Raw genomic sequence first — 12,197 nt, forward strand, 5'->3', positions numbered from 1 at the left:
AAGGATACTTCATGTTGTATTGGCTATTGCAGCAAACAGACATTGCCATTGGTTCATTGACCTTGCGTGCACTGCTTGCGGTGATCACATCACTGCTTATTGTCATTATTGGCGGTAAGCCTGTGATCAATTATCTGCGTACCTTAAAATACGGTCAAGCCGTGCGTGATGATGGACCAAAAACCCATCTTGCCAAACAAGGCACGCCTACGATGGGCGGTGTGCTGATCTTGGCGGCAATTGGTATCTCAACGCTGGCATGGGCGGATTTGAGCAATCCTTATGTTTGGATTTTGATGGTGGTGATGGTCATTTTTGGTGCCGTAGGCTGGGCAGATGATTGGCTAAAAATCAAGCACAAAAACCCCCAAGGACTGATTGCGCGCAAAAAATATTTTTGGCTGTCGGTCGGTTCGCTGTTTGCTGGCTGTTCGATGTATTATATCGCCACACAGCAAGATGCTGCCACCATGATTGCCATGCAAGACATGCTGATTCCACTGTTTAAAGACATTGTCATTCCATTTTCGGCGATTCCACTGGGTTTGGGATTTATCATTGCGACTTATTTTGTCTTAGCAGGCTCATCCAATGCGGTGAATCTGACCGATGGCTTAGATGGATTGGTGATTTTGCCTGTGGTTTTGGTGGCGGCAGGCTTGGGCGTTTTTGCTTATATTTCTGGCTCGCCAAATTTCGCCGACTACATGCACGTGCCTTACATTGCTTATAATGCTGAAGTTACCATCGTTTGTGCTGCGATGATTGGTGCAGGTTTGGGCTTTCTTTGGTATAACGCGGCACCTGCTGATGTATTTATGGGCGATGTGGGTGCGTTGAGCCTTGGGGGTATGCTTGGTACCATTGCTGTGATGACTCGCCAAGAGCTGGCATTTGCGATCATGGGCGGTATCTTTGTTGCTGAAGCGGTATCAGTGATTTTGCAGGTCGGCTCTTACCGTCTGCGTAAAAAACGCATTTTTCTGATGGCACCTTTACATCATCATTTTGAAGAACTTGGACTCAAAGAAACCAAAGTGGTGGCGCGCTTTTATATTGTGTGTATCATTTTGGTGGTGCTTGGACTAATGACCCTAAAACTACGCTGATTTGCCATCAATCACCGATGATCTGCCCCTTTTGAGCCAGTGCATCAGGTGATTTTGGTGGTATTGAGTTTATAAAATTTTAAAAATTCTTAGGGAAATTGATTAAGTTGGGCTATAATAGCAGGTTCGTTTGGGTATTTTGCTCATCGACTGTCTTATTTAAAGTGTTATAAGGATAGCAACTATGAATGTACAAAGATGCGTCATCGGCAATTGGAAATTAAACCCAGCAACCAAGTCAGAAGCGCATGAGCTGGCGCAAGGCTTGAGCGGCATAGCCTGTGATGCAGTCATGGTGGGCTGTGCACCGAGTTTTGCTCATCTATCGACCGTCTCAGAGGTACTGGCGGGCACGCCGATCTGGGTGGGTGCTCAAGATATTTGCGCGCATACCCAAAGCACAGGGGCTTATACTGGTGATGTGTCTGCTGAGCAGCTGACAGATCTGGGTGCAGGCTTTGTCATCATTGGGCATTCTGAGCGCCGCAGCTATTATCGTGAAGACAATGCCTTATTGGCTGAGAAAATGAAGCAAGCCTTTGGTGCGGATTTGAGTGTTGTATTTTGTATTGGTGAAACCAAAGAGCAATATCAAGCCAATCAGACCTTATCGGTACTTGATGATCAATTATCAGTATTGCAAGCCATTCATGCGCCGCGCGGTAAGCTGATCATTGCTTATGAACCAGTTTGGGCGATTGGCACAGGTCTTACGCCAACTGTCCAAGAAGTCACCACAACCCACAGGCACATCAAGTCAGTCTTAGCATCGTATCATCTTGAGGGCGTGAGCGTGCTTTATGGCGGGTCTGTGAATGAGCAAAATGCTGCTGAATTTGCTCAAGCTGAAGGTGTTGATGGGGCATTGGTTGGCGGCGCTTCTTTGAAAGTGGATACTTTTACACAGATCATTGCTGCATTTGAGTCAGCCTCATAGTTTGTTTTACTTCTTGCATACCACACGATTGAGAAATTTATGCTTACAGTTCTTTTAGCCATTCATATTATTGTTGCCATTGTCATGGTGGGTTTTATCTTAATTCAACATGGTAAAGGTGCCGATGCAGGTGCATCTTTTGGCTCAGGTGCAGCAGGCACAGTCTTTGGCGCAGCAGGGTCGGCGAACTTTTTGACACGCACAACCGCAGTGCTTGCGACGATTTTTTTTATTACCAGTCTGGCACTGGCTCACTTTGCCCAAAAACAAGCCGAAGATCAGCTGCGCTTAGATGTGCCAGCCGTGGTGAGCGAAGCACCGCCCGCCCCTGCTAATTAAGCAATGATTTTGCTTGCACTTGGCAGGCTTTTTGGGTAGAATACACCGACATTTTGCGATCGTGGTGGAATTGGTAGACACGCTATCTTGAGGGGGTAGTGCTTCACGGCGTGAGGGTTCAAGTCCCTCCGATCGCACCAAATACTAGTACGAACGAGTACGAGAATGTGCAGATAAGCCAATAAATACAAGGCTTGAGTATTAAAACAATGTACCATAATGTACGATAATGTACATTGCAAACCGCCAAAAATAACAGTACAATTAGCAGTAAATTTGATTTACTGCTATTTTTTTTTTTTTATTTTTCGTACTGTTATTATGGCGCGCACCACCAAACCACTGACCGCGACCGAAGTCGCAAAAGCCCAGCCAAAAAATAAGCTATACCGCCTTTATGACGGTAATGGGCTTGTACTCAATATCCTACCTTCTGGCACTAAGACTTGGTATCTGCAGTATAAGCACCCACACACCAAAAAAGCTGACATGTATAAGATTGGCAATTATCCAGCCGTCGCTTTGGCGGATGCGCGCAAAGCCTGCCAGGACTGTCATGCGCTCCTTGCTCAAAATATCGATCCTAAACAGCATGCTAAGCAGCAAGACCAAGCCAAGCGCATTGCCTTGGCTAATGATTTTCGCTCGGTGTTTAACGAGTGGCTGGCAACACGTGATTACGCTGATGCAACTGTTAATAAGCTGCAGACTTACACTGCCGAGCTGTTGGCAGTAATTGGCAATAAGCCAGTGGATCAAATCACTGTCATGGATTGCATGACAGTATTACGACCAATTGAGCGCGCTGGACATCTCGAAAAACTCAAAAAAATCCGCAGTCTCATCAATCAAACGATGGCTTATGCGATCGCTACTGGTCGAGCTGAGAATAATCCAGCTGTCAATCTGACAGGCGTTTTTAAATCCCCAAAGAAGAAGCACAACCCTGCCATTTTAGATGAAGCAAGGCTTGCTGAAATGGTGCAGGCTATGGATGGTTATCATGGCTCATTTGTCACTAAAAAATGCTTGATGTTCAGCCTGTACACTTTCGCGCGCCAAGGTGAAATCCGTAATCTGAAATTTGGTGATATTGATTTTGACACAGGCACTTGGCATTACACGCCGTCAAAGACCGCTAATAGCACACAAATACAGCTTAGTACACCACTATCCACCCAGGCAATGGAAATTATCAGGCAGTTGCGAGACCACCACCGTGGCGATTATGTCTTTGTATCGCCTAATACGACACTGCGGCCAATCTCTGAAGGTTTGGTGAATCGAGCGCTAAGACGACTTGGATTTGACAAGGACGAGCAGACGGCACACGGTTTTCGGGCAGTGGCGCGCACCTTGCTTGAAGAAAAGTTTCGCTATGATTATCGTATGATAGAAATGCAGCTCGGTCACCAAGTGCGTGATAGCAACGGCAGAGCTTATAACCGTGTGCAATGGATTGATGAACGGCGTGAGATGCTGCAAGTCTGGGCTGACTTTATCGACGACCTAAAAAATAAGCCCCTTGATTAAGGGGCTTTGGATTAGGCGCTTTGTTGCTGCGCCAGTTTGTCGGCAAGATAAGCCTGTATTTCGTGATGCCACCAAAGCGAACAGTGGCCGTCTTTGTGGCTTTTGGGAAACTGTCCTAAACGCATTCTATCATAGATAGTTGTTCGGCTAAGCTTAGTCATTTCGCACACATCATTAATTCTTAATCGTTTCAATTCCATATTTACTCCGCAATTCTCTCATACACTTTAGCGGTCGCTAACGCATCATCCAGGGCATCATGCGCTTTACCAAATTCAATACCTAGACGCTTGCACGCGTTCACTAGACTTAGCCATTTCTCTTCGCCGAAGTGCGCTTGGGCCATTTGCATGACACAGACGCTTTCAAATACTTGTAGGCATATAGTTGCAGACTGGCGCATCATACGCATATCAAAATCAGCATTATACATGCCCACCTTACGATCACATAACAGGCGTTGAATTGATGCTTCAATATCCCTAAAGTAGGGGTAGCCCTTGATTTGCTTTTTGCCGATGCGATGCACTCGGTATGCTTCTGGGCTAATCGCTGCGTCACTATCTAGATACGTATTGACAATTACATCCCCATCTTCGTCAACAATTGCAAGCTGGATAATTTGTGCTTGTTCGTCCAATCCAGTCGTTTCGGTATCCAAAAACAGCATATTGTATGACTTTCTTTCATCCATGAGATAATCGTCAATTTCGTCCCGAATTAGTTCTATGATGTTTCTTCGGTTCTCAAGCTTGTTTTCTTCGGCTATCATTTTGTCAATCTCATCTTGGATATACCAAATCGCTTTCTGCAAGTCTTGCACGGCTGGCTGACCGCCTTTTAAGCCATTGCGCCATAAGTATTTGACAGCATTGCCAAGATTAAATCCCATGTGTCGAGTTATCTCAATGCACTCGATGCCACTTGGGTGGCTAGTGTAGTGTTTTGGGTGGTTTACTGCGTGTGTCATGGTTTAGTTCTCCAAAAAGCCAAGTTGATCACCACTTGGGTGATGAGCAGGGCAAAATTAAATCCTAGACTCCAATCTGTCAGTGCTTTGTTTGTAGCTATTACACATAGCAGGGTGAATATCCATAGGTGTAGGCATAGTATTTGAATGTGCGCCATTCTCAACTCCTAATGAACGATCAAAAATCTAAACAAGGCAATATTAGCCATGACCAATAATGAAATACACAGAATCAAAATAAACCCTGACATAAATTCGTCGATCAAGATATCCAAAGCGAGTAGTTTTGGTTTATCACCAGCGTTAACTATGCGTTTTGGGCAGTAGTTGATAATAAATGTCTCTGATTTTGTATATCCAATGCGATTCTCTTTAACTCTATAAAAGTAAACATAGTTATCTATCGTGCGCACAATCATTACTTCGTCACCTGTGCTTGTCTTGACCCAAACTTCGCCTTTTTTGTAGCCTTTCATTATTTATCTCTCATAATTTATTGCTCTAAAAATCAAGGTTTTGCGGTTTTTGTACATTTCTTTGGTGATGCTAATGTATTCGCCATCTTGATTAATGCGCTCAGCCGTGAATTTTGGGTTTGTGATACCAAACATCTCTCTGGCTTCGCGGCTGGTCATTGGACATCCGGTCGTCTGCAGGTATTGCAGCCAGTCATCGCGCCGTTTAGCCAGCGCCTCCAAGCGGTTCATGGGTCTGCGCACCATCTTTTTAGGCTTGGTGGCGCTAATAGGTAATTTTTTGCGCACTTGGCGTTGTTGCTTAGCCAGAGCGTCTTTGATTGCTTTGCTATCTAGCCGCTTAACTTGCTTGCGCTTCTCGGGTTTACTCCTGATGCCGACACTGATGCTGTGGTCATAAGCAGTGTTATCAAGACGCTGCACACGGTCAGGATTAGCATTCATCCACGCTTCGACCTGCTCATTGGTTAGAATGCCTGGGCGTTTGGCTAGTGGGGTTTGTCTGATTAACATCTTTTGCTCCTTTTAAACTATCTTTAATGATTACCCCACTCTCGCAGGAGCTCTCGGTCATCACCCAGCATCGGTGTAACCCGATGAAAGGAGCCTGTTGATGACTGCCTAGGTTATTTCCAGTAGCAACACTCTAGGCTTGTCGCACGACGCTCGATTACCAAAGCGTGCTGGGCTGCAAACTACAGTATGATTACTAAGGCGAAAATTCGCCAATCAGCACATCATATTCTTCACCGATGGCGTCTTGGATTAAGTCTGCAAATACTCGAGTACGCTCACGCTCCAGCAATTCTAGACCGTCAATAATGAGCTTAAATTCAGGCTCACCGCCTTGGGTATCAATCGCCAAACGCAATGCAATCTGACGCAATGGCAGGCTTTCATAGCATGCATCTTCAACTACAAAGCGCACTGGCGTATTGTTATTGGCAGTCTTTGCGCTGACTTGCTCAAACTTCGAGCGGCTTTCGCTCATGTCCTGCACTTCGCTATTTGCTGTGGCGGTCGCTTTGATGTCGATTGAGCGCAGCGCGGTAATAGCATCTGTGATACGGATAATCTCATTATTTGCGTTGTAAGCAGTTAAGACAGGCGACCAATCAATCAGCAGATCAATAAAATTGCGATGACTGATGCGATTGCGATTGTTTTTGCTTAGCGTCTCAAATACTGGCGTCTTTCTGGCTTGGCAAGTGGCATGATACTCACATTTACCCATCACATAATCATCATGGCCAAAGTCCAATAAAGCCAAGGCATCCATCTCGACATCATTCACAAAAACCACCGTGTGCGCTGGCACGCCATAATTGGACACAAAGTGCGCAAATTGGGCAATGTGATAAGTGACAAATTTGCCACGAGCACGGTTGCGGCCATCTTGATAACGCTCCAAATCAGTAATTTTGGTGTGCTCGTTATGGCTGATGGCATTAATACCCTCGATTGGGTAGGCAACAGGGTCGGCAAGGGTTGCGCCAACAGCAGCGTCAGACATTTCTTTTAAATTCGACATAAAATAACTCTCAATATTAATTTGCGTTTACGACAGGTTTGGTTTCGCCATAAGCTTGGCTTGTTGTGGCATCAAACAGTTCGTTGTCTTCGCTCACAATAGTTACTGTACCGTTTAGATTGACATACATTGGCGTCTCGGTTGTGTGCTCTTCTGAGCGTGAGCCCTTGCGGGTCGGCTCTTTATAAGTCAGCTTGTGCTCAACTCGCACTTGGCGACTATCACCAATCGAGCTGAATGTTAGCTTGAGTGTCGCTTCGCCTTTTTTGCCAGTATTGACGACGCCATCGGCGACATCACTGATGATCTGTGCAAGCATATGTTCGATGCTGCCTGCACCTAAGTCACTGATAAAGCGTTGTACTTGAGTTGGTTTTGCCATGATTTTTACTCCTTTGGCTGGATTAACAGTTATAATGTGGCACGCTTAAGCTTGCCATGCGTCTAGTAAGCTGAGTGATGGGCTCGCCGGTTGTGACATCGAATGGCGTGGCATATTGCCACAGCTCATGATTCTCATCGATATATCGACCGTCGTGATGAATGCCTTTGATAAACACATGAAAACACACATGATTTGGTTCGGTGATGCTGTCATGAACGTAACACGGAACATATTTATCGCCGCTGAGCAACTTAGTTGTGATAATCTTACGAGCATCGATCATCGGAAGTTCTCCGAACACTGAACAGCATGTCCGTCATTTTTCCATGACAGGCATTCCATATAATCAGCCTCAGCTTGTCGTTGTAGTGCATAAGTGCCGATATAAAAAAGCAATGCACTTACGCCAACCACAATCAACATCTTCAAAACTATCTCGGCGGCAAATTCAATAAAGACTGGTAATGAGTTTTGCATAAATCCTCCTATAATGATTTTTCGATATCGTAGCGTTGCTGACATATGCGCGCTGCTTGACACAAAAACAGTCGCTCACTGGGTAGTACTCGCTTATCATCAATATGAGTGATATGATCAATCATCCAGTTCATATTAATGATCGCTGCACCTAACGCTCCCACATTAAGCGTATGACCAGAGCGGATGCTCTCTTCATACGACAGCAGATGAGCGATGGTGTTGCTCTTGACGCGTCTGCCGTGTTCTGTAGTCAGCCGCATTTGACGTAATGCGTGGTAAATACGTGAAATAGTGACAGCTTTGGATTGTGTCTGCTGACTTTGAGCATCGTTGGTATGTAGCATGATATCCCCTATCGTTAGTGATAGGTATTATAGGCAAACCTTTTAATATTTGTCAATAGGTTTAATAGTAATTTCTATAAATTAACCTATAAAATTAATGTAAATTATTGTAATAACTTAGATTTTAGGCAATAAAAAACCGCCAATTAGGCGGTTATCAAAGTTTAATAATGTGATTTATGAGTGAATGTATCGCGATTGGATGGGTTTTATCTGCGAACTCGTCTAGTCTGCGACTTCCACCAGAATTGTCCGATAATCTCAATATTTTCAGCTTCGATATCTTGGGCTGTATAGATTTCATCTGGAAATCTTAGCTTATCATCATTACGCGATACCGCTTTAAAACCATCTCCATGTTTAAAAAGGTATTTGACTTTAAGCTCGCCACTTTTGCGGAATGCGTAAATTTCGCCATCAAAAATACGTGTCGCTGATGTATCGACAGCGATCGTCTGACCGTCTGTGATATCTGGTGCCATGCTATCGCCACGAGCGATAAATGCTTTGGCGGATATAGGATTCACATTGCATTCTCTGAGCGTTTCCTCGCGAAACCATAGCTTTGATTCAACCGTTGGCTCTTCGTTCGCATAGCCATTACCCAAACTGCCACAAATATCATGCAGATAGCCAATGGCAATCATGCCATCAGGAATGTTATCGCCATCTTGCCAGGTGGCGATAGCTTTATTCGAGAATTCAATATTGGCGCCCTCATTTGTCATTAGACCCTCGCCCGTGGCCAGCCAATCAGGATTTACTTTCAACGCATTAGCAATTTGTACCAGCTTGCGACTTGATTTTGCTTTGCCATTTTCTAGATCGCCATAGCTTGGCTGAGCCATCCCTGCCAACTCCGCAACCTTGGCTTGGGAATAACCAAGTTCATCGCGACGTTGTTTTAATCTACTTGCTAGGCTCATTTTTTTACCTCATTCATCAATATTGCCTCTCGTTTATATTATAAAAGGATAGCCTTTACTTTACAAGGTGACCTTTAAAAATTACACTTGACAATCAATAGGCAAAACTATATGATAACCTTTATTTTGTAAAGGTTTGTATATGAAAAAGTCTGCAATTATTGAAAAACTCATCTCAGAATTTGGTAGCCAAACAAAGCTCGCTAAGGCTATAGGCGTTGAGCAAGGCACTGTTACCGGATGGCTATACCAAAAGCATGGCGTTAAGGAGCTAAATGCTCTAAAAATTGAAAAGATTACGAATGGTAAATTTCGTGCGGTGGATCTGTGCCCACGCCTTGCTGAATTGGACAAATAATCAGCAAAATAAAAACCCATCGGCGGCAACCGATGGGGTGTGTATGCTTTCATGGATATAAGGAAAAGCACAATGTTATTTTATGAAATACTAATTAAGAAATCAAGAGGTATATGATGACAGATAAACGCACACCACTTGATTTTGAATCAATTAGAGCCCAGGCGGAAGGTTATTATATCGACCGCATCTTTCCAGCTGTCGGGATTAATTTTACCAAAGCGCCACACCTGCATCAGCCTTGTCCTCTTTGTGGTGGTAAAGACCGTTTTCGGTGCGATGACAAAGATGGTAGCGGTTCATATATTTGTAGCCAGTGCGGCGCTGGCAACGGCTACACTTTAGTGCGTGACTACACTAAGTCTGATGCTTACGAAGCCCATGCGCTGATTGCGGATATTCTTGGTATTGATGGCGGTAAGCCTATCAGCAATCAAGATCGAGCCAAATGGCAACAAGCGCGCGCCGAAAAAGACTCGGCAAATAATGCCGCTAAAGCCAATATACGCCGAGAAGTCGCAAATATTGCTAAAGATCGATTTGCTAAGGCAGTCATTGCGACAGAGCATCCTTATCTTGCCAAAAAAGGCGTGATGAGCCATGGTCTGCGCATTGATGATGCGGGTCATTTGCTGATACCTCTTTATTATCACAACACCAAGACGGGCAATATCACATTATGCAATTTACAGACCATCTCCGAGACGAATGATAAGAGATTTCTTAAAGGTGGTTTGGTTAATGAATGTTTTTATACGCTTGGCACAGTACCTGTAGGTAGTGGTGTGATTTTTGTCACGGAAGGCTACGCCACTGGCGCTAGTATCTATGAAGCAATGGGGCATTCTTATCCAGTAATTGTGACATTCAACGCAAACAATATGATCAAATGTGCGCCCATTGTCCGTGCATTGTATCCGGCACACCGAATTATATTTTGCGCTGATGACGATTATGCCACCGCTCAAAAGATGGGTAAAAATGCAGGCATCGACGCAGCTCAGCAAGCATCAACCATCGCTTCGGCTGAATACATCAGCCCTGACTTTGGCGGCGATAATCGCATCGCTACTGGTGAGCTGACTGATTATAACGATTTGCACATGGCGTTTGGCATTGACAGCGTCCGAGCGCAAATATCCCATGCCCTAAATCGTCCAATGCCTGAACAAAGCCAGCCAAAGACGTCAGGGGTCACCCTGGATGCTTTGCTTGAGCAATACGCAGTTATCGACGACATCGGCAAACGCACAAATAAGATTTATCATTTAAGTGAGCAAAAAGAGCTTACCAAAACGCAGTTTGATGAAGTTGTGGGTGACAAACAGCTTGCCAACCAGTGGCACTATCACCCAAACAAAAAGACAATCACACGTCAACAAGTTCAGGCTAATACATCCAAGCTTACCGCTGAGATATATGCGGATATCTTTGATAAATATTGGCTGATCGCAGGCACCAAAGAGATTTATAACCGTGAGGATAAGATACGTCAGCCAGCCGATACTTTGCGCTTGGAATATCCGCTTGAGTATGACATTTGGCTTAAGTCCGATCGTCGTCAAAAAGTCAAACAAGCCAATATCTGGTTTGACCCGTCGTGCACCAAACGCCCCGCTAATCCAGATGATAACTATATCAATACCTTTGACCGCCTGCCATTGACGCCATTTAGTCGTGAGGAACTGCACGACATGATGGGCGATAATAACGCAAGCAATGAACAAATCGAAGCGTTTTTATATGGCTTAGCATCACCATTCATTAATTTATTGCGCCATTTGTGTGGTGATGACGGCAGTGATGAAGTGGTTAATTGGATTCTTAATTGGCTTGCCATCCCCTTGCAGAATATGGGCACTAAAATGGATACTGCCTTAATTTTTCACGGTCATGTCCAAGGTGCTGGTAAATCTTTTTTCTTCGACCGCATCATGCGCCGTATCTACGGTAGTTATGCTTTGACACTAGGTCAGGGTCAATTAGTCAGCCAATACAATGATTGGGTTGAGGGTAAGCTTTGGACTGTGTTCGAAGAAATTTTTGAAGGCAAAGACAGGTTTAACCACATGGGTATGATTAAGCAATTAATCACCGGTGATACCATTTGGATCAGTAAGAAGTTTTTAAATGGCTGGATGCAGGACAACTATGTCAATGTGGTGTTTTTATCTAACGATTTACAACCTCTCAGCTTGGAGCAAACCGACCGCCGTCATGTAGTGCTTTATCCCAAGCAAACGATGCCAATCGAGCTCAAGACAGCGTTATCAGATGCCTTGATGGATGCTGATGATATGATGGTGCGCGCGTTTTATAGTTACTTGATCGTCAAAAATGTTGGCGACCAAGACGCTCACACCAAAGCCATCCATACAACGGCTAAGCAACATTTGCAAGAATTATCTATGTTTAATTATGAGCGCTTTTATAACGACTGGAAAGATGGTAAACTTGATATTCCTTACGCAACTTGCCGGACAGAAGACTTGTTTAATTATTATGCTTTTTTGTGCGGCAACGACAAAGAAAAAGCAACATCAAAAACACGATTTGGCACCTTTCTTGGTAAGCGTGAAGAGAAAAAGGTGGTGCGCTACTTGCCAGAAAACTTCAAAGGTCCGAAGACACCGCAAGCGACCGTTATCATTGTTCGGTATGCAAACACGCCCGAAAACCCCGACCAAAAGTGGTTTGGGCAGGCGCTTGGCAGTTTTCAAGAAAAGGTACGTCAGATCATAGGCAAGCAACAACAATAAAGCCAGGATACATTTACTCCCAAAATCATTGTGTGAAGGGTGTGAAGGGT

At 44.4% G+C, this 12,197-nt stretch carries 16 protein-coding genes and 1 tRNA gene; 7 read left to right on the forward strand and 10 right to left on the reverse strand.

The genetic code is table 11. From position 1 onward, the window contains the following. The first annotated feature begins 11 nt into the window (after positions 1–11). From mraY to B0180_RS05475, 5 genes are all read left to right on the forward strand, one after another. Positions 12–1,109 carry a phospho-N-acetylmuramoyl-pentapeptide-transferase gene (gene mraY, locus B0180_RS05455; RefSeq protein WP_049237211.1) on the forward strand — a complete coding sequence of 366 codons (1,098 nt, stop codon included), beginning with the start codon at positions 12–14 and terminating at the stop codon, positions 1,107–1,109. A 184-nt stretch (positions 1,110–1,293) separates the two neighbouring features. Next, positions 1,294–2,046 carry a triose-phosphate isomerase gene (gene tpiA / locus B0180_RS05460; protein WP_078256026.1) on the forward strand — a complete coding sequence of 251 codons (753 nt, stop codon included), beginning with the start codon at positions 1,294–1,296 and terminating at the stop codon, positions 2,044–2,046. Positions 2,047–2,085: 39 nt separating this feature from the next. After that, complete coding sequence (gene secG / locus B0180_RS05465; protein WP_078256027.1) at positions 2,086–2,385, forward strand: preprotein translocase subunit SecG; 300 nt, start codon at positions 2,086–2,088, stop codon at positions 2,383–2,385. Positions 2,386–2,440: 55 nt separating this feature from the next. Next, positions 2,441–2,525: transfer RNA gene (locus B0180_RS05470), tRNA-Leu, on the forward strand. 181 nt (positions 2,526–2,706) lie between these two features. After that, on the forward strand, positions 2,707–3,918 hold the full coding sequence (locus B0180_RS05475; protein WP_078256090.1) for a tyrosine-type recombinase/integrase: 1,212 nt from the start codon (positions 2,707–2,709) through the stop codon (positions 3,916–3,918). A gap of 11 nt (positions 3,919–3,929) precedes the next feature. On the opposite strand, the gene B0180_RS05480 is transcribed toward B0180_RS05475, so the two are convergent. The 10 genes from B0180_RS05480 to B0180_RS05525 form a co-directional block, all read right to left on the reverse strand. Next, positions 3,930–4,118, reverse strand: a complete 189-nt coding sequence (locus tag B0180_RS05480) for a helix-turn-helix transcriptional regulator (RefSeq protein ID WP_049237218.1) — start codon at positions 4,116–4,118, stop codon at positions 3,930–3,932. Positions 4,119–4,120: 2 nt separating this feature from the next. Beyond that, entirely contained in the window at positions 4,121–4,888 is a 768-nt protein-coding gene (locus B0180_RS05485; protein ID WP_078256028.1) for an exonuclease domain-containing protein, read from the reverse strand. 167 nt (positions 4,889–5,055) lie between these two features. After that, the gene (locus B0180_RS05490; RefSeq protein WP_049237220.1) at positions 5,056–5,364 is read right to left on the reverse strand and encodes a hypothetical protein; all 309 of its coding nucleotides are present in this window, start codon (positions 5,362–5,364) and stop codon (positions 5,056–5,058) included. Positions 5,365–5,367: 3 nt separating this feature from the next. Continuing rightward, the gene (locus B0180_RS05495; protein ID WP_078256029.1) at positions 5,368–5,877 is read right to left on the reverse strand and encodes a hypothetical protein; all 510 of its coding nucleotides are present in this window, start codon (positions 5,875–5,877) and stop codon (positions 5,368–5,370) included. 196 nt (positions 5,878–6,073) lie between these two features. Beyond that, positions 6,074–6,895 carry a DUF2303 family protein gene (locus B0180_RS05500; protein ID WP_078256030.1) on the reverse strand — a complete coding sequence of 274 codons (822 nt, stop codon included), beginning with the start codon at positions 6,893–6,895 and terminating at the stop codon, positions 6,074–6,076. Between the two features lie 16 nt (positions 6,896–6,911). After that, positions 6,912–7,277, reverse strand: a complete 366-nt coding sequence (locus tag B0180_RS05505) for a hypothetical protein (RefSeq protein ID WP_049237225.1) — start codon at positions 7,275–7,277, stop codon at positions 6,912–6,914. Between the two features lie 22 nt (positions 7,278–7,299). Continuing rightward, complete coding sequence (locus tag B0180_RS05510; RefSeq protein ID WP_049237226.1) at positions 7,300–7,563, reverse strand: hypothetical protein; 264 nt, start codon at positions 7,561–7,563, stop codon at positions 7,300–7,302. After that, positions 7,560–7,757, reverse strand: a complete 198-nt coding sequence (locus B0180_RS05515) for a hypothetical protein (RefSeq protein ID WP_078256031.1) — start codon at positions 7,755–7,757, stop codon at positions 7,560–7,562. The genes B0180_RS05510 and B0180_RS05515 overlap by 4 nt, the downstream gene beginning before the upstream one ends. Positions 7,758–7,765: 8 nt before the next feature. Then, positions 7,766–8,104, reverse strand: a complete 339-nt coding sequence (locus B0180_RS05520; protein WP_078256032.1) for a hypothetical protein — start codon at positions 8,102–8,104, stop codon at positions 7,766–7,768. Between the two features lie 209 nt (positions 8,105–8,313). After that, positions 8,314–9,030, reverse strand: a complete 717-nt coding sequence (locus tag B0180_RS05525; RefSeq protein WP_078256033.1) for an XRE family transcriptional regulator — start codon at positions 9,028–9,030, stop codon at positions 8,314–8,316. A gap of 142 nt (positions 9,031–9,172) precedes the next feature. On the opposite strand from B0180_RS05525, the gene B0180_RS05530 reads away from it, so the two are divergent. Both B0180_RS05530 and B0180_RS05535 read left to right on the forward strand, forming a co-directional pair. Further along, a complete protein-coding gene (locus tag B0180_RS05530; protein ID WP_049237232.1) occupies positions 9,173–9,388 on the forward strand; it encodes a transcriptional regulator in 216 nt (71 codons plus the stop codon). Between the two features lie 113 nt (positions 9,389–9,501). Then, a complete protein-coding gene (locus B0180_RS05535) occupies positions 9,502–12,147 on the forward strand; it encodes a DUF5906 domain-containing protein (RefSeq protein WP_078256034.1) in 2,646 nt (881 codons plus the stop codon). The last annotated feature ends 50 nt before the right edge of the window (positions 12,148–12,197 follow it).

The sequence above is a fragment of the Moraxella canis genome (assembly GCF_002014965.1).
In the GTDB taxonomy this organism is placed as follows: Bacteria; Pseudomonadota; Gammaproteobacteria; order Pseudomonadales; family Moraxellaceae; genus Moraxella; species Moraxella canis.